Below are 17,356 nucleotides of genomic sequence, written 5' to 3' on the forward strand. Positions count from 1 at the left end.
GCCCGATAGATTTGGGCAAATCGTTCAGCTTTTATAATGTTGCTTGATCAATGCATCAAAGTTGGGAGTCATATCTTCTTCTAGATAGTAATGATGATTGTCTCGGATGATTGTATCACCAACACGTGCTTCGGACGGTAGGAATCGTCTAGGGATGAAACTTGAGCCGTTATTCCATCTCAATACGGCATATTTTCCCTCGATTCGTACCAATGTACCGTACTTAATCATACCTCTTCCTCCTCGACGAGCAGCTTCTGTCTCTTTTTTATCCTTACACCTCTATTCCCAAATTACACAAAAGCTACACATCTTTACAAACGTCTGTACAGTCAGAGTGGATGTATTGTGGTAAATAACGGAAAGGATACGTTATGGTAAATGTGAAAGAAGTTTGAAGAAAACGCTTTCTTTTTTGGGTTCTGTCTTCTATAATAAAACCACGGGGTGATTATGACGAAACTGTGAACAATGGGGGGATGGTCATGTTTTCTTCTGCAATGATTGGGTTACTTGCTTTGACGGGAGTAACTGTCTATGGGGTTGACCGTATGTTCACGGTCCGCTCAGAACGCGTCACAAAGAAATAGGTCTACATAGGGGGAAATCGCAACGTCTTGGGGAGACGTTGCGATTTTTTTAATAGTCTTGCTGACGAGACCGGCGATCGGTCTCTTTTTGTTCTACCATTTTTCGATTCCGTTCATGAACACGGTCGAAAAAAGAATGTTCTGGCCATGAAGAGGACCAATGGCGGTCTTCAGGAAGTGCTAATATATACTCTTCGGCCGCACTCAATCGTTCAATCATCTGACTTCGATTATCGCACAGGTCGCCGTGACCGGGTACGAACCAACGAATCTCATGCTCGTAGATGATTGATTGTAGCGTCTGTAACGTATCGAGGTATGCCGTGGAATCGTGCTCGATAAAAGGGGGTTCGATGTTTGAACCATAATCCCCACAGACGAGTAGATTCATAGACTCGATGAGAACGGACATATGTGTCGCATCATGACCAGGTGTAGAAAGGAATGTAACCGGTACAGAACCGATTAACAAAGTCTGATCAGGTTCAACGACGAGATCAATATCGGGTTTTTTGATGGGACGATCGATGTAATGCTGCTCATAAAACTTCCGAATCTCATCAAGTTGATCGGACGAGTCTGCCTCAACAAAAGCTTGTGAGGCAATTGTGGTTGCATCCGTAAACCCATAAGCGCCGATGATATGATCGAAATGATGATGCGTGAAGATCACATAGAGTGGACGATTGCGACGCTGTAACTCGATGTCACGGCGAATCGTCGCAATTTCTTCGGGAAGCCACGTCGGATCAATCAATAAAATGGCATCGGGAGTATCAATGAGGGTTGATGTTGTTCGCATCAACGCACTTTCGTATACGGTGAAAGATTGCAGCTTTGCTTGAATCAATGGGGTTCCTCCTCATTTGATTAGAGTCACTCATTCTTTTCCCAATTTATTTAGAAGAACAACAAAAAAAGCAGAAAGTCTGATGACTTTCTGCTTTTGCAAGGTCTCAACCGTGCATTGTATGTGTGCGAGAAGTTCTCGCGTATATGTCGATATTGGAGCGGGTGAAGAGAATCGAACTCTCGTCATCAGCTTGGAAGGCTGAGGTTTTACCATTAAACTACACCCGCATTCAAAGAGAAAAATATGGAGCGGGTGAAGGGAATCGAACCCTCGTCATCAGCTTGGAAGGCTGAGGTTTTACCATTAAACTACACCCGCAAAACGTATTTGCTCTTAACGTTACTTTGATATAATAGCATATCAAATTGAATTTGCAAACCCTTTTTTAAAAAACTTTTTAGGTTGCAGAATCCTGTCCACAACGAAGATAATAGAAAAAAGGGGAGAAAACAGATATGAGTGAGCGAAAATCCTATTTACGACTGATGGGTGAAGGATTTCGGATGTTGAAGCAATTAAAACAGACGGACACATCGGTGTCTCTCCGTAGCTGGACGTTTTCAATCCATCGCGATCAAGAATGGCACGTTGTGTTGCGCTCGAATCGAATCAAATGGATTGGACTACCGAGTAGAACGTTTGATATCCGTCCGGATGCCATACGCATAGGAGATCTTCAAATCATCCGTCATCATGAATCGAACGAAGTACGTTTGACAATCAATGAAGAATGGGGATTGGAAAATAAGGTTGTTTGTGACAACCTGGAATGGGAAACGTTCGTCGATGCGCTCAAACAAGTGAAGGGGGAGTAAGTGTGAAGGGAGAGAGGTTGTATCGGATGGAAGCCGAGGCTCGAGGGAGTGCTTGGCGTGCCCGAGTTTTAACAGGGATTCAGCGATTTCGATTTTATAAAGGGGAATTACTCGCGCCGACAAACCGACCGTACGTGGTGTTGAGTATCTCGCAAGACGAAGGAGCCTTGCCTGATTTGATTGAAACCGATATGGGCATCCTCTTGATTCATGAGCGAGTGGGACCGATCTTTATGAATGTCTGTCCGTATGACGTTCAGCTCGTTCGGGTCGAGCTTCATACGAGTACTGGGAAAACCGACCGTTACTGCGCGCTCAACATCCTCCGCCGCTTTGAAATCGAATACTTGGAACATTCGAACGAATATCGTCCGCTAAGTGCGGACCGACTCTATTTCCTATCCAATCAAACTGTCCGTATGAACTTATTTGGACATATGATTGCCCAAGACGTAAATAGCCAACGTCTTTATGTGACAGAACGATTGAAGTTTGCACTTCAATCGAAAATGGTCACTGGGATGGCATTTAAGCAAGTAAAGGAGAAAACAGCATGAAAGAGTACGAAATTGACGGGTGGTTCCGCCTGACATATCCGGAACATTATGAATACAGTGAAGAAGAAGACTACGTGAGCTTCTATTCAACAGAGGCGGATGCGCAAGGGACGCTTCAAATCTCGATCTATGAATCAGAAGATTCGCAAGAGCCGACGCAATCTGCTTTGAGCGAATTAAATACGTTCTTAGGAGAGTTTCCAATTGATGTGAAAGTCGCACCGAGTGTGACTGGTGAGACGTCGAATATGACGACGGCCTACGCGAGTGGGATTGAAGACGGCATGCATTTAGACGTCTGGTCCTTGACCGATGGGAAGCGGCTCTTATTTTTAACTTACGTAGCCGATCAAGTGACCGATGAAAAAATGGAAATCGAGTCCATCATCGATTCAATCGAGTGGACATAAAAGGAGACACGACGCCAACGAGGCGTGTGTCTCTTTTTGTTACTGATATTTTGGTACATCGAAATTGAGTGTGTAAGCATCAAGTGATTGATAGATATTATAGATGCTTGTCGTTTGTTTCGCAGCCCAACCGATATCGGTTGCGTACTGATGTGTTCCTGGTGAAGAAGGATTGAAGCGCATCTTGTACAATGTATTTTGTTTATACGTCGGATGATTGATATAGCTAGCTCCGATCCAGTAAGCCCCACCGATAATCGCTTCCTCCGGAGAGAACCATTTTTGTTCGAAGGCGTATTTAGCACCGTTTCCGAGTGGATTGCTATCGGTTGCTTGAATACCGTACATATTATAGACGGTTGCCGCAACAGGACGTTCTGGATAAATCCGAGTACCACTCGAGTTGATCAATGCATTACCATCTTTATCGACAGGAACTCCTTTTGCGAGAAGGGAAGTGCCATGACCTGTTTCAAGAAGGGCATGCGAGAGAAGATATACTTCGTTCACGCCGTACATACTAGCCGCATCCACGAATGCTTGACCTTGTCCGCTGAGCGTTCCTTTTGATGTGAGGACTTTGTTCAGTGTAGTAGCAGTTGTCCCGGCGCTCTTCGACAAATCTAAGAATTGATAGAATGATCGAGAGTTCGCATCAATCTGACTAGGGTCGACATATGGGAGAAGATCGTCAACTGATGCGCGACGCCATGTATTATCAAATACTCGGATGTTGTGTCCAGCCGGTCGTTTATATGAAATCATGTAGTATGTGCCAGATTGCCCTGTAATCGTAACGGTTTCGCCTGTATTGATTTGACCGTACGCATGAGATGTTAAAATTGGACGGCTCAAAATGTTGGCGGTTCCGACGACTGAACTCGGTGTTACATATCCGGTCATCGTGCCGTATTTTACTTTATACCAAACAGTTGAACCGGAAGTATAACGGTCAACATATTGAATGGACGCACCATATGGGATAGTGATGAGTGAGGACGAGCTTGAAGAAGCCGTCATCTTTAAAGCAGTACCTAAGCCTGAAATGACAGTCATCTCAGATTTCACAATCTTTCCTGTCGAACCGTTGACACTCACCCAAGCGCGAGGTAAGTATGCTTCATCGTATCGATGTGCATCCGTTTGGGCGAATTGAGCTACTTGACGGTCTGCCATCTGTCGAACTGTCATCGGATAACTCGTATACGAGACTTTCTTCGTGATGCCCGTCGCAGGCGGAGTCGTTGTGACAGGGACGACGTAATCCGTATGAATATAGTTGCCGCTATACGTCCCGCTCGTAAGGAGTGCCCATTTCGAACCGACAATCGGTTTGATATTGACAATTGTTCCCGTATTTAGCGTTCCAACTTTATTTGCTGTCGTTACTTCAGGTGTAGACCGAACGTTGAGTGGCTCGTTTCCATCTACATAGATTCGAACTTGACGTTCTTCTTCGTATTGTTCGTCTGACGGTTGCGTTTTCGAGAAGTAGTCCGCCGTCGCATAACCTGAGATTGGACCGTATTCGATTTTAAAGAATCGTTCCGTGAGACCAGGTTCCGACACTTGTTGAACTTTTGTACCGAACGGGATGATTGCAATCTTCACTTTTTCCGCATCCGAACGGTTATATAAGACGACATCACGCGTTGTGTAATAATCTGTTTTCACCACGACCTCTGGATCTTTCAATGAGAAGTGACTAGAACCCGCATATCCTGTTTTTCCGTCATAACGAATCTTGAACCAAGAGCTAGAGAGCCCGCTTTGCGAGAGTTGCTCCACTTGTGCACCAAACGGAATCGTCGCAATCTTCGTCGCACCGGCTGCAGACGAGCTATACATCGCTACATTTCGAATGGCGAAGTATGGTGTGATTGTCACTTCTTCAGGTGCCTTCGTTGAAAAATGGCGAGCGGCAGCGAAGCCGGTGACTCCATCATATTCAATTTTGAACCAAGAGTCCGATAAGTTGGCGTCCGACACTTGGACGACTTTTGTTCCTTCTTGGATTGTGCGAAGACGAGCCGCTCCGGAAGCAGATGATTCGTATAATACGAGGTCTCGAACCGCATAATAGGTTGTTTTGACAACGGCTTCAGGTTTTGATGTCGAGAAGTTACGTGCAGCCGCATAGCCGACCGTGTCCCCGTACTGAACCTTATACCAAGATGAACTCAACCCGTTTACGTATACACGTTTCACTTCTGCTCCGAGTGGAATGGTGGCAATTTTTGATGCGCCTGTTCCTGATCCGTTGTAAAGCGCAACGTTTTTCACAGCGTAATATGTCGTGACCGCATCGGCTGTGAGTGGTGTTGCTGTAAAATTGCGTGCCGGTGCATAACCGACGAGTGAACCGTATTCGATTTTGTACCAAGACCCCGTCGCCCCTAAAGAGTCCAAGTATGTGACTTTTGCGCCTTCTGGAATCGTCGCAATTTTTGATGCGCCAGTGCCGGTCTTATCATAAAGAACGGCTGTCGTGGACGCGTAAAATGTAGGGCTCGTTTCGCTAAAGTATCGTGCCGCCACATATCCTGTATATGTACCGAATTGTACTTTATACCAAGATCCTGTAGCACCATGCGTCGAGAGATGCGTCACGAGCGATCCTTTTGGGATGACCGTTTCGATGGAAGCAGACGTCGACATCGAAGAACGAAGATTAACGTTCATTTCAGCGATATATAATGAAGCGGATGTAGCAGACGTGGTAGACGTTTTTGCGAGGGATGATCCCATCGTCAAATATGTAGATGAGACGTATCGTTTTTGACCCTCAAAGTTGATTTGTGCCCATTCGTCGTTAACGGCATACACATCTACCGTTGTTCCTTCCGTTAACTTGCCGACGATTGAAGATGTCGTCGACGAATCAGACCGAACATTTAAGATGGGTGTGTTGACTGTTCCTTCAGATGTTGCTGCATATGATTGGAGTGGTGCGAGAGTGCTCAAAATCGTTCCTGAGACAATCGTAGCTACTCCTAATCGTGAGAGTGTCGATTTCAATATGTTACCCCTTTCGAATGAGAGAGCATGATTTAAATGATTGCGGTCTAAGTATAACGTACTTAAAAAATGGAAAGAAGAAGCAGAATTACAAAAAAGGTAAATGATTAAAATTTTATTTCTAAAATAAGGTAAATAAAAAATCCCCTGATAAAGGGGATTGAGTAAATTAATGGGTCTTATTTTGTTTCATCCATGTGAGGATATCGGACCACACCTGTTCACGATGGATTTCACGGAGGATTTCATGACGGGCGTGATCGTACGTGGCCACAGCGAGATCGATATCTGCATCGCGATACTTTCGAATTATGCCGGTTAACCCTTCACCGTCATGTGTGACGGGATCATCCATTCCAGCTACGAATAGCACAGGTAGTGACTTCGGGTGCTCATGTATACGTGCAGATGTCGTGACATCTAATGAGGCACGGGTCACTTCGTGTAAAAATCCGAGAGAAGGTAGTCCACCACAATTCGGATCGGCGAGATAGGAATCGACTTCGTCAGGAACGCTGGAGAGCCAGTCGCTATCTGTTCTAGCAGGTAAAAACTTTAAGTTGTAACGGCCGAACAATAGTCGTTCAAAAAATCTGGATTGGTGTGTTTCGTCTTTCCGTTTCATCGCAGTGGCGATGAATCGATGCCCGAGTTCTCCCGCAACTCCGGGATGGGGTGGCGGAGCGACGACGACAATACCGGCGAGGGCGTGTCCCATGACTTGTCCGAGTCGTCTGACGAGAAGTGATCCGAAACTATGGCCTAGCAGATATGTCGGGCGCTCGTCCTCATATTGATTGATGAGGTATTGGGCATCATCGACGAGTTGTTGAAATCCCGTTCCTGGCTCGAGATGACCATAGGTTCGTTGGTCATGAGCGCTCGTACCCGCACCACGCAGGTCGCATACATAGACATCGTATCCATTGTTTGCCATAAAGTGTGCAAATTCAATATATCTTTCATGATGTTCGAGCATCCCATGAAACATGAATATTTTTCCAATTGATTGTTCTGCTCGAACATGCATCACTTCCGTTTGATACCCGTCAGGATACGTCAACTCTGATACCATCATGTGCCTTCCTCCTATTTAGAAAAGTCCAATCGCTTTTCCAGATTCGTCAATTCCCATATTGAGAGCTGCCGGATGTTTTGGTAAACCTGGCATCGTCAGCACGTTGCCTGTCAAGGCGACGAGGAATCCAGCTCCCAATGATGGTTTCAATTCGCGAACGGTGATCGTGAATCCTTGTTGATAGCCGAATTTCGAAGGGTCGTCTGAGAGAGAGAATGGTGTCTTCGCCATACAAATCGGAAGATTTACCCAGCCATTCGCCTGAACTTCTTTCATTTGTTTTTGGGCTTTAGCTGTAAATATGACGTCTGCAGCACCATATACTTCTCGAGCAATGGTTTTGATCTTTTGTTCAATCGAATCGTTCAATTCATATAATGGCGTCAGTTTACTTTCGTTCGACTCGACGGCGTCAATGACCGCTTCAGCCAACTGTCGACCACCAAGACCACCATTGGCCCACACTTCGCTAAGGGAAGCACGAATGCCGTGCGCCGCACACCAGTCAAGAACGGTTGCAAGCTCCTCTTCCGTATCTGAATTGAAACGGTTCAATGCGACGACCGTCGGCAGTCCGAGTTTTTTCATCGTATCGATGTGTTTTGCAAGCAATTTCAATCCTTCTCCAACTGCACCGACATTCTCGATGTGAAGTTGATCTTTCGAGACGCCACCGTGCATCTTTAAGGCGCGAACGGTTGCGACGAGGACGACCGCATCCGGATTCAACTCACCGACTCGAGATTTGATATGACAGAACTTTTCGGCCCCGAGGTCGGCCCCGAATCCAGCCTCTGTCACGACATATTCACCGAGTTTTAATGCGGTCTTCGTTGCAATCAATGAGTTGCATCCATGTGCGATGTTTGCGAACGGACCACCATGGACGAGTGCAGGTGTTTGTTCGAGCGTTTGGACGAGGTTCGGTTTAAAAGCTTCCTTCAACAATAACGTCGCAGCACCGGCAGCGCCGATTTGTTCAGCGGTAATGGGTTCTTTTTGATGGTCATAGGCGACGACGATTCGTTTAATACGTTCCTCAAGGTCGCTCAAGGAGTCTGCCAGACAGAGAATCGCCATAATTTCCGAAGCGACGGTAATATCAAATCCATCCTCACGAGGAACTCCATGAGCCGGACCGCCAAGGCCGACCGTGACATGACGAAGGGCGCGGTCGTTCAAATCGAGGACACGCTTCCAGACGATATGTCGGACATCGATGCCGAGGTCGTTTCCTTGATGCAGGTGATTGTCGATCATGGCACTGATCGTATTGTGGGCAGATGTGATGGCATGCATGTCCCCGGTGAAATGGAGGTTGATGTCTTCCATCGGGAGAACTTGACTAAAGCCACCACCTGCGGCGCCACCTTTTAAGCCCATCGTCGGGCCGAGTGAAGGTTCACGGAGACAAACAATCGCTTTTTTATCTAACTGGTTTAATGCTTGTCCTAATCCGACCGTCACCGTTGACTTCCCTTCACCAGCTGGTGTCGGATTGATCGCCGTGACGAGAACGAGTTTTCCATCTTCCTGCGTTTTTACACGTTCGAGAACATCGTAAGATAGTTTGGCCTTATATTTCCCGTAGAGATCTAGGTCATCTTCGTGTAATCCGAGTTTTGCTGCGATGTCTTTTATCGGCAAGGTTTCAGCTTGTTGGGCAATCGTAAGGTCAGATAGTGGTTTCGTCGTTGTCATTCAAAAAGTCCCTCCATTTATCGAACAATATATCTTTTTATATATAAAACATTCGGTATTATTGGGTTAAAAAGTGAATTGAGACAGTATTAATTCAACCCGTTCGTATTATCATTGATTTTATCATAACTCATGATGTGTTCAAATTCATTCATTTCGTTCAATATTTTCCACCCTTTCTGTCAAATGTATCCGTTTTCATAAAAGGGTAGGCACGATACAGTGATAGTGGAGGCGATACACATGACTGAGCGTGCAAAACGAACGAAACGAAGACGAAATTGGAAAAAACCTGCGAGCTTTTTAGCATTTGTCGGACCTGCTTTTCTGGCATTTGTCGCCATCGTGCTCATCCCGTTTTTCAATGGGATTTACTACAGTTTCACAGATTGGAACGGTGTGACAGGAGAATTAAATTTTGTAGGATTGGATAACTATCACCGCTTGTTCTTCGAAGATGAACAGTTTCGGGCATCTTTTTGGATCACGACGAAATATACGATCGTATCCGTCTTATTGACAAACATCGTCGGTTTTTCGTTGGCACTCCTGTTGACGATGAACATTAAGACACGGAACTTTTTACGCACGATTTTCTTCATGCCGAACTTGATTGGTGGATTGATTCTCGGATTCATCTGGCAGTTCATTTATGTAAAGGGATTTGCCTCGATCGGTGCGTTGACGGGGTGGAGTCTATTCGAATTACCGTGGCTCGGAGATGCGCAAACAGCCTTTTGGGGCATCGTGATCGTTGCCATCTGGCAAGGCGGTGGATATGTCATGGTCATCTATATCGCGGCGTTACAAAACGTGCCGACTGATTTGATGGAGGCGGCACGAATTGATGGGGCGAACCGTTTCAAGATGCTTCGACATATCACGTTGCCGATGATCATGCCATCGATCACCATCTGTTTGTTCTTGACCATCTCTTGGTCGTTCAAAGTGTTCGATACGAACTTGTCGCTCACGAATGGGGGGCCGTTTAAATCGACCGAGATGTTAGCCTTAAATATTTACACGGAATCTTTTGTGAATAACAACTATGGTCTCGGGTCGGCCAAGGCGGTCATCTTCTTCTTGGTCGTGGCTGCGATTACGGTGACACAAGTGTATGTGACGAAAAAACGGGAGGTGGAAGCATGACGACGGAAAAACTAGATCAAGTCGAGAATCAACCGACTTTGAAATCACAACGTATTCCGCAGCGACCGCTTCGTCCAGGAACCTACTCTTGGAATCTTGGAGTCATTGAACTCGTTGCCATTCTACTCGGATTGCTTTATTTGGTACCGTTCTATTATGTTGTCGCCAACTCGTTCAAATCGATGGCTGAAATCTTTACGAACACGTCTGCTTTACCGAACGAATGGTTGACGTCGAACTATACAGAAGCGTGGGAAGCGATGAATTATGGACGTGTCTTTTTGAACTCGCTCCTTATCACAGTCGGGGCGAATGCGGTCATTGTCATCTTCACCTCGATGGCGGCGTGGAAACTCGTTCGGACGAAACATTGGATTTCCACAATGATCTTCTTCTTGTTCGTGGCTGCGATGGTCATTCCGTTCCAGTCCATCATGATTCCGCTCGTGAAGGTGTCTAGTATCCTCGGTCTGTTGAATAGTCATTGGGGGCTGATCGTCATGTATCTAGGTTTTGGGTCTGGTATCTCGGTGTTCCTCTATCACGGATTCATGAAGTCGATTCCTGAGGAGATTGAAGAAGCCGCCATCATCGACGGTTGTTCGACATGGGGTGTCTTCTGGCGTATCGTCTTCCCATTACTCAAGCCCATCACGGTGACAATCGTCATCTTGAACAGCCTATGGATTTGGAATGACTTCTTATTGCCATCACTTGTTCTTCGTGATGTCGAGTTACGGACCATCCCGCTCGCGACATTCTATTTCTTTGGACAATACACGAAACAGTGGGATTTGGCGTTAGCTGGTTTAGTGTTAGGAATCGTTCCCCTTCTGGTCTTTTTCTTCGGTATGCAAAAACATATCATCAAAGGGATCACAAGCGGTTCGATTAAATAACCCTCCCAAGGGAATCCTCCGTTCGCTACACGGAGGATTATTTTTTTTGAAAAAAACCGTTGACATTAGTCAGAATATTTATAATAATGAACTCAATTCAATTGTGAACGACGTCGAAAGGACGAGTACACGAAGGTAGTGAGTCAAGCGAACCGGGGGTGGTGTGAGCCCGGTCTTAACCCTTCGTCGAAAAACTTCCTGGAGTCGCTACCCGAACGCTTTGCCAGTAGACGTAGCCGGACCGCTCCCCGTTATCGGAGTTACGAGATGATTGTCTCGAAAAAGTGAGTAGATTCGTCTACTAATTTGGGTGGCACCGCGGAACCGAAGTCTTCCGTCCCATGTTCGATGGGAATGGAGGGCTTTTTTTCATGGCTTCATTTTCAAATATTCCACAATTGGAGGAAACGGAAAATGACAACAGCAACAAGCACGATGAAGGAAAGACAGCAGACGATTGCAGCAGTAAAGGCACTCTTTGAGGAGAAAGTCTCACGTGAACTCGGACTGATTCAAGTACAGGCTCCGTTATTCGTCGAATCGGCGAGTGGGGTCAACGATCACTTGAACGGCGTGGAGCGTATCATTCAGTTTGATACGATGTATCCGGGACATGAACTTGAAATCGTTCAGTCACTCGCGAAATGGAAACGTGAAGCGCTCGGTCGTTACGGATTCGGTGTCGGTGAAGGATTGTACACTCAGATGCGTGCCATTCGACGCGACGAAGAACTCGACGCGACACATTCTTTATTCGTCGATCAGTGGGACTGGGAACGAGTGATTGCTCGAGAAGAACGGACGATGGAATATTTGAAAGCAACGGTGGAGTCGATTTACGCTGCGCTCCGCGAAACAGAAGCGGAAGTAGAGAAAGCGTACGGCATTGAAGCGATTCTTCCGGAGATGATTCATTTCATCACGAGTCAGGAGTTGGAGGATGCGTATCCGACGATGACGCCAAAAGAACGTGAAACGGCAATCTGCAAAGAGTACGGTGCCGTCTTCATTTCACAAATCGGAGATCTTCTCGCTTCAGGCATGAAACATGATGGGCGAGCGGCGGACTATGATGATTGGTCACTCAACGGAGACATTCTCGTATGGCATCCTGAACTCGAATCAGCCTTTGAACTGTCGTCGATGGGTATTCGTGTCGACGAAGTGGCACTCGATGCGCAACTGAAGAAAGCGGATGCGGAAGAGAAACGTGCGTATCCGTTCCATCAAGGGGTACTCGAAGGAACGCTCCCACTCACAATCGGAGGTGGAATCGGGCAATCGCGTATTGCGATGTATCTCTTACGCGCTCGTCATATCGGCGAAGTGCAAACATCGGTCTGGCCGCAAGAAGTCATTCAGTCGTGCAAAAAAGCCGGCATCAGCTTGTTGTAATATAATAAGAAGAAACACGGAACAGGACTCGGTAAAAGAGTCCTGTTTTTTCTGTGCAACATTTTCCACCCTATTCGTCAATTTTGACACCTACATAGTGGAAGCGTTTTCATTTAAAGTTGAATTTGTAAAGAATGGATGAGATTAAGGGAGGAAATGAGATGAAACGGAAGTGGAAATTGTCGACAGCGGTCATGACGGCAGGGATGGTCTTATCACTCGCGGCTTGTGGTGGCGGATCGCTCACGGATGAAGGATCTTCTGAAGGGAATAACGACAGCGGTGACAAAAAAGACGTCACGTTAAACGTTTTCCAATTCAAAGCGGAGATTGCGAAAGACCTTGAAGCGATGGCGAAAGAGTACGAAGAAGAAACAGGTGTGAAAGTCACGGTTCAAACGGTCGGCGGCGGGGCAGACTATGGGGCAGCCCTCAAATCACAGTTTGCTTCAGGCAACGAACCGGATATCTTCAACAATGGTGGATTCACAGAAGCACAGACATGGAAAGACAAATTGGAGGACCTATCAAGTGAGAAGTGGGTCGGAGATTTGACAGAAGTCGCCAAAGAACCGATGACGATGGACGGTAAACTTTACGGTATGCCGATGAACCTAGAAGGATACGGATTCATTTATAATAAAGAACTATTTGAAAAAGCGGGAATCAAAGAGTTACCTAAAACACTTTCTGAATTGACTGCTGCCGCTGAAAAGTTAGATCAAGCAGGAATCACACCATTCTCTGTCGGTTATGCAGAGTTTTGGATTTTAGGCATTCATTTATTAAACATTCCAATGGCGCAACAGGATGACCCGGATGCGTTCATTCAAGCATTGAACGAGAATAAAGCGAAGTTTGAAGACAATGAACAGTTCCAAGAGTTTTTAAAACTGTTTGATTTGACGATTAAATACGGAAACAAAAACCCGTTGACGACGGACTATAATACACAAGTCACACAGTTCGCCCAAGGAGAGACAGCGATGCTCCAACAAGGGAACTGGGCGCAACAGATGATCCTTGATGTGAATCCGGACATGGAAATGGGCTTCGTTCCGATCCCGATCAATGACGACGCAGAGAAGATGGATCGACTTCCGGTCGGTGTCCCGAACAACTGGGTCGTCAACAAAAACTCGAAGTATAAAGAAGAAGCGAAAGACTTCTTAGAGTGGATGGCGACGTCGGATACTGGAAAAGACTACATGGTCAATAAATTCAAGTTCATCCCAGCCTTCAAATCGATTGAAGCCAATGATCTTGGACCACTCGCTGATGACATTTTGGCATATTCGAATGAAGGGAAGACCATCTCTTGGAACTGGTTCAAGTATCCGGATGGAGCTGTAAACGAATATGGTGCCCTCATGCAGGCATATGTCGGTGGACAAAAAACAGGTGAAGAAATGCTTCAGGACTTCACGAAAGTATGGCAAGACAAAGTGAAATAAGGATGGCGCAGACGGTGAAATGACCCCTTCATCGTCTGTGTTTTTTTTATGAAGAAATTGTCACAGTAATCCCATACAAAACACACACATACCTGTGGGGGTTTCAGTAGAATGATTGTTGTAAGCGCTTTTGAGAAGGAGGGGACATGAAACGATTACTGATTTGTATCCTATTTTTGTGTTGGGTACCACATGTTGACGCGGAAGAACGCTCAATTTCGTTGACTGAACCCATCATCATCGAGTCGAATGAACATTTTGATGGAAATGGGAAAGTCTATACGAGTTGTGGGCAACCTGCGTTTATCATTCGTGGAACGGGAGCGATGCTCGAACGTGTATCAATTCATCAGTGTGAGGAAGATGGGGTGCCGGCCATCCAAGTATCTGGCCTCGGACATCAACTTCTCGATGTCTCCATTGAATCTTCTGGAACTGGACTATGGATTGAGGATAGTTACGGAGTCCGTGTCACTCGAACCGTTGTGGTTGGGAATGGAAAGTCAGATGGGGTCGTTCTTATGAATAGTGAAGCGGCTGAATTAAATGGAGTTGTCGTGAAGACGGTACGAGATGGGATATACATAGAGAACGGGTCCAATCACACGATTGTCCGACCCACAGTCTCGCATTCGCGCTACGGCATTCATTTGATGTTTCCGACAGATGTTGTGATTTCGGTACCCGAACTTCATCATAATTTGACCGGTGCGATGATTATGGGAACGAATCGAGTCGTTTTAAAAAACGGGAACGTGCATGACCAATTCGGAGGAACGGCAACGGGACTGATGTTATATGAGGCCGTTGACACAACGATTGAGATGACGAATATTTTTGGGAATCATATTGGCTTATTCGCAGAGCAGTCGGCAGGAACGACACTTGAGCGGAATGCGATCAATGGGAACGATATTGGGTTCCAATTAAAACAAGCAACAGGGATGATGGTTCTTCAGAACAATTTGTTGGGGAATCGTGAAACCGTGACGACGGTCGACTCACATGACAACGTCGTACAAGGAAATGTCTGGGGTGGTGCGACACTAGACCTGACTCATGACGGGTATAGCGAGATTCCATATCGAACCGATCCGTATTTGTTCTTATTGACGGAATCCTATGAAGCGTTCGAACTGTTGTATGGGTCGCCAGGTCTTCTTATGCTAGAAAACATATTAAGAAGTCCAGAAGAAGAATCTTTAACCGATCTATCGCCGAAAACCTATTCGGCGACATGGAAGTGGAATGGCTCAATTTGGAGCTTGAGCAGTATTGGATTGATTATCATGATTTGGATATTTGGGAGGAAACGACATGAAATCGTATAAACAAGTAGCGGGACTTTTATCTGTTGCAGGACTATCTTTGGCACTCGGAGCCTGTTCAAGTGCATCGGCAGAACCGTTTGACATCAAATGGGGTGAAACCGAGTGCGAAGTATGTAAGATGAAAATTATGGTTCAGCAGTTCGCAGCGGAAGCCATCATGGAAAATGAAAAGGGATATGCGTTCGATGATATCGGTTGCCTCATGCGTGATTGGTATCCTGAACAAAAAGAAGAAGATATTGCTGCGATGTACGTAAAAGACTTCAATACAAAAGATTGGGTCGAGTTAGACGAAGCGATGTTTGTTTACGACAAAGAGTCGAAAACACCGATGGCTTATAACATACTCTCGTTTGCGAAAGAGGCAGATGCTGAAGCATATGTCGATGAAAATGGCGGCGAGATGATGGACTTTGATCAATTAAAAGATCATACATGGGAACGTGGCGAGATGAATATGAAGATGGACGACGAGGGTTCAATGGACGGAATGGATCAAGATGGTGAGATGGACATGGAGATGGACTCAGAAGAAGAAGGACAGTAAATCATGTCTTTATGGAAGATGGAGTGGGCACGTAGTCTACGTCAACGAGAGAATTATGCTTTTCTCCTGACTTGGGTCCTCACGCTCGTCCTTCTCGGTGGACTTGGTCAAGCATTACCTGTTGCCGCAGAGTATACGAATGTCAGTGCAACGCTCATCACGGTGCTTGGTCTATTGCTTCCTTTATTGATTTTGCTGACGACAGCACTTCATTGGGGGCAGGAAGGGGAGTCGAAAAGACTGACCCTACTTTCAACATTTACTTATCCGAAGTGGAAATTGATCTTCATCCGATTCAGCTCGTTTTTCGTTACACAAGTCCTGATTTTGTTATTAGCTTTCTTCATTGCCTCACTCGTGGTCGCACAGTCGTTTGCAACATGGATGATTCTGTTGTTTTATGCGATTGGATTGACGATGTATGCGACAGCGCTTGGGACCTTGCTCGGACTACTCGCGCGCAAACGGATTCGAGCAATACTACTGGCCTTTCTCATATGGGTTGTCTTCATTTTACTTTGGCCGACGATTCTTGTGACCATCATTTCTGGACTTCCTTATGGGATGCAAGTGAACGGGATGACAGTAGCACTATTTCTAAACGGATTTGACTTGATGCGAGTGTGGGCAAGTACGAGCGTGTCATCAACCGATGTGTTCGGGGATGTCTATCTCAATTTGTTGAATTGGATGAATCAACCGATCGGGCATGTCGTAGTCTGGTCTAGCTTGCTCATGACGAGTGGTTTCATGCTATGGCTTGCCTCGACAGCCATGTACGGAGGGAAGAAACATGATTAACTGTATGGACGTTGGAAAAAGATATGGCGATTCATGGTCACTCCATCCCGTTCGTGAAGAAATCGCCCCAGGTAAAATCGTTGCACTTTGCGGAAGCAACGGTGCGGGGAAGTCGACACTTTTGAATCTAATGAACGGTACGATCAAACCGAGCACCGGAACCATACAGTTGAATGGTTACACGATGAAACAGCGGATGAAATACAATGATAGTTTTGGTTATATGCCAGATGACTTCTCATTTGATGAAGCATGGACCGTCGAAGAGACCTATGCCTACTATGCTCTTTTACAAGGAGCACGTCCGAATTCTGAAGTACTAAGACGAGTCGGTTTGTATGAACATAAACGGAAGCGCGTTGCCGAACTTTCAAAAGGGATGCGACAACGCCTCTTGTTATCTCAGGCTCTGGTGAGCAAACCCGACATCTTGTTGTTGGATGAGCCGACGAACGGACTCGATCCGCTGTGGATGCAGATGCTTCAAAACTTACTACGCGAAGAGGCGGAGCGAGGAGCAGTCATCGTATTTTCAACACATCAACTAGATGTCGCGGCAATGTTGTCAGATGAAGTCTGGATGATGAGGGCTGGTGCTATTTGTGGGAAGGTACATGTCCACGATGAACGAGCCGCATACGAACGCCTAAAAGAATTCTTTTTTGAATTGAGAGATGACACTTGTCAAATCGACGCGGCTCGCACAAAATAATAGACAGTTGAAGTGGTGTTCGGAACCTTCCGACGCCACTATTTTT

General features: G+C 45.9%; 16 protein-coding genes, 2 tRNA genes and 1 other annotated feature. Of the genes, 11 read left to right on the forward strand and 7 right to left on the reverse strand.

The features are described 5' to 3' along the window. Window positions 1-24: 24 nt before the first annotated feature. From KNO94_RS10090 to KNO94_RS10105, 4 genes are all read right to left on the reverse strand, one after another. Complete coding sequence (locus tag KNO94_RS10090; RefSeq protein WP_015880796.1) at window positions 25-231, reverse strand: DUF3006 domain-containing protein; 207 nt, start codon at window positions 229-231, stop codon at window positions 25-27. A 408-nt stretch (window positions 232-639) separates the two neighbouring features. Continuing rightward, window positions 640-1,440 (reverse strand): MBL fold metallo-hydrolase, encoded by an 801-nt coding sequence (locus tag KNO94_RS10095; protein WP_214779363.1) that lies wholly within the window; start codon window positions 1,438-1,440, stop codon window positions 640-642. A gap of 156 nt (window positions 1,441-1,596) precedes the next feature. Then, window positions 1,597-1,670 (reverse strand) — tRNA-Gly (locus KNO94_RS10100). Window positions 1,671-1,687: 17 nt separating this feature from the next. Continuing rightward, window positions 1,688-1,761, reverse strand: a tRNA-Gly gene (locus KNO94_RS10105). A 137-nt stretch (window positions 1,762-1,898) separates the two neighbouring features. On the opposite strand from KNO94_RS10105, the gene KNO94_RS10110 reads away from it, so the two are divergent. The 3 genes from KNO94_RS10110 to KNO94_RS10120 are packed head-to-tail and all read left to right on the forward strand — an operon-like array spanning window position 1,899 to window position 3,225. Then, window positions 1,899-2,258, forward strand: a complete 360-nt coding sequence (locus KNO94_RS10110) for a hypothetical protein (protein ID WP_214779365.1) — start codon at window positions 1,899-1,901, stop codon at window positions 2,256-2,258. A gap of 2 nt (window positions 2,259-2,260) precedes the next feature. After that, the gene (locus tag KNO94_RS10115) at window positions 2,261-2,815 is read left to right on the forward strand and encodes a hypothetical protein (RefSeq protein WP_353047843.1); all 555 of its coding nucleotides are present in this window, start codon (window positions 2,261-2,263) and stop codon (window positions 2,813-2,815) included. Continuing rightward, the gene (locus KNO94_RS10120) at window positions 2,812-3,225 is read left to right on the forward strand and encodes a hypothetical protein (RefSeq protein ID WP_214742802.1); all 414 of its coding nucleotides are present in this window, start codon (window positions 2,812-2,814) and stop codon (window positions 3,223-3,225) included. The genes KNO94_RS10115 and KNO94_RS10120 overlap by 4 nt, the downstream gene beginning before the upstream one ends. A 39-nt stretch (window positions 3,226-3,264) precedes the next feature. On the opposite strand, the gene KNO94_RS10125 is transcribed toward KNO94_RS10120, so the two are convergent. The 3 genes from KNO94_RS10125 to KNO94_RS10135 all read right to left on the reverse strand — a co-directional run bounded on the left by KNO94_RS10125 (window position 3,265) and on the right by KNO94_RS10135 (window position 9,022). After that, window positions 3,265-6,243, reverse strand: coding sequence for an SH3 domain-containing protein (locus KNO94_RS10125; protein WP_214779367.1), 2,979 nt, complete (start codon window positions 6,241-6,243; stop codon window positions 3,265-3,267). 169 nt (window positions 6,244-6,412) lie between these two features. Further along, window positions 6,413-7,321 (reverse strand): alpha/beta fold hydrolase, encoded by a 909-nt coding sequence (locus KNO94_RS10130; RefSeq protein ID WP_214779368.1) that lies wholly within the window; start codon window positions 7,319-7,321, stop codon window positions 6,413-6,415. A 15-nt stretch (window positions 7,322-7,336) separates the two neighbouring features. Next, window positions 7,337-9,022 (reverse strand): formate--tetrahydrofolate ligase, encoded by a 1,686-nt coding sequence (locus KNO94_RS10135; RefSeq protein WP_214779370.1) that lies wholly within the window; start codon window positions 9,020-9,022, stop codon window positions 7,337-7,339. Window positions 9,023-9,265: 243 nt separating this feature from the next. On the opposite strand from KNO94_RS10135, the gene KNO94_RS10140 reads away from it, so the two are divergent. From KNO94_RS10140 to KNO94_RS10175, 8 genes are all read left to right on the forward strand, one after another. Continuing rightward, complete coding sequence (locus KNO94_RS10140) at window positions 9,266-10,171, forward strand: carbohydrate ABC transporter permease (RefSeq protein ID WP_214779372.1); 906 nt, start codon at window positions 9,266-9,268, stop codon at window positions 10,169-10,171. Beyond that, window positions 10,168-11,070, forward strand: a complete 903-nt coding sequence (locus KNO94_RS10145; protein WP_251125924.1) for a carbohydrate ABC transporter permease — start codon at window positions 10,168-10,170, stop codon at window positions 11,068-11,070. The genes KNO94_RS10140 and KNO94_RS10145 overlap by 4 nt, the downstream gene beginning before the upstream one ends. Before the next feature lie 104 nt (window positions 11,071-11,174). Then, window positions 11,175-11,415, forward strand: a binding site (T-box leader). A gap of 69 nt (window positions 11,416-11,484) precedes the next feature. Next, window positions 11,485-12,465, forward strand: a complete 981-nt coding sequence (gene asnA / locus KNO94_RS10150) for an aspartate--ammonia ligase (RefSeq protein ID WP_214779374.1) — start codon at window positions 11,485-11,487, stop codon at window positions 12,463-12,465. A gap of 161 nt (window positions 12,466-12,626) precedes the next feature. Then, window positions 12,627-13,919: an ABC transporter substrate-binding protein gene (locus KNO94_RS10155; protein ID WP_214742808.1), complete on the forward strand. Its 1,293-nt coding sequence runs from the start codon at window positions 12,627-12,629 to the stop codon at window positions 13,917-13,919. Window positions 13,920-14,065: 146 nt separating this feature from the next. Beyond that, the gene (locus KNO94_RS10160) at window positions 14,066-15,250 is read left to right on the forward strand and encodes a NosD domain-containing protein (protein WP_214779376.1); all 1,185 of its coding nucleotides are present in this window, start codon (window positions 14,066-14,068) and stop codon (window positions 15,248-15,250) included. Then, window positions 15,237-15,797, forward strand: a complete 561-nt coding sequence (locus KNO94_RS10165; protein ID WP_214779378.1) for a nitrous oxide reductase accessory protein NosL — start codon at window positions 15,237-15,239, stop codon at window positions 15,795-15,797. The genes KNO94_RS10160 and KNO94_RS10165 overlap by 14 nt, the downstream gene beginning before the upstream one ends. A gap of 3 nt (window positions 15,798-15,800) precedes the next feature. After that, window positions 15,801-16,598, forward strand: coding sequence for a hypothetical protein (locus tag KNO94_RS10170; protein ID WP_214779380.1), 798 nt, complete (start codon window positions 15,801-15,803; stop codon window positions 16,596-16,598). Then, complete coding sequence (locus tag KNO94_RS10175; protein ID WP_214779382.1) at window positions 16,591-17,310, forward strand: ABC transporter ATP-binding protein; 720 nt, start codon at window positions 16,591-16,593, stop codon at window positions 17,308-17,310. Before KNO94_RS10170 ends, KNO94_RS10175 begins: the two co-directional genes overlap by 8 nt. Window positions 17,311-17,356: the final 46 nt, after the last annotated feature.

The sequence above is a fragment of the Exiguobacterium sp. s22 genome (assembly GCF_018617455.1).
In the GTDB taxonomy this organism is placed as follows: domain Bacteria; phylum Bacillota; class Bacilli; order Exiguobacteriales; family Exiguobacteriaceae; genus Exiguobacterium.

Excerpts from the sequence above, each read along its gene's own strand:
- KNO94_RS10155 (WP_214742808.1), top strand. The coding sequence starts at position 12,627 with ATGAAACGGAAGTGGAAATTGTCGACAGCGGTCATGACGGCAGGGATG.
- KNO94_RS10145 (WP_251125924.1), top strand. The coding sequence starts at position 10,168 with ATGACGACGGAAAAACTAGATCAAGTCGAGAATCAACCGACTTTGAAA.
- KNO94_RS10170 (WP_214779380.1), top strand. The coding sequence starts at position 15,801 with ATGTCTTTATGGAAGATGGAGTGGGCACGTAGTCTACGTCAACGAGAG.
- KNO94_RS10135 (WP_214779370.1), bottom strand. The coding sequence starts at position 9,022 with ATGACAACGACGAAACCACTATCTGACCTTACGATTGCCCAACAAGCT.
- KNO94_RS10090 (WP_015880796.1), bottom strand. The coding sequence starts at position 231 with ATGATTAAGTACGGTACATTGGTACGAATCGAGGGAAAATATGCCGTA.
- KNO94_RS10175 (WP_214779382.1), top strand. The coding sequence starts at position 16,591 with ATGATTAACTGTATGGACGTTGGAAAAAGATATGGCGATTCATGGTCA.
- KNO94_RS10120 (WP_214742802.1), top strand. The coding sequence starts at position 2,812 with ATGAAAGAGTACGAAATTGACGGGTGGTTCCGCCTGACATATCCGGAA.
- asnA (WP_214779374.1), top strand. The coding sequence starts at position 11,485 with ATGACAACAGCAACAAGCACGATGAAGGAAAGACAGCAGACGATTGCA.
- KNO94_RS10130 (WP_214779368.1), bottom strand. The coding sequence starts at position 7,321 with ATGATGGTATCAGAGTTGACGTATCCTGACGGGTATCAAACGGAAGTG.
- KNO94_RS10140 (WP_214779372.1), top strand. The coding sequence starts at position 9,266 with ATGACTGAGCGTGCAAAACGAACGAAACGAAGACGAAATTGGAAAAAA.
- KNO94_RS10160 (WP_214779376.1), top strand. The coding sequence starts at position 14,066 with ATGAAACGATTACTGATTTGTATCCTATTTTTGTGTTGGGTACCACAT.
- KNO94_RS10110 (WP_214779365.1), top strand. The coding sequence starts at position 1,899 with ATGAGTGAGCGAAAATCCTATTTACGACTGATGGGTGAAGGATTTCGG.
- KNO94_RS10165 (WP_214779378.1), top strand. The coding sequence starts at position 15,237 with ATGAAATCGTATAAACAAGTAGCGGGACTTTTATCTGTTGCAGGACTA.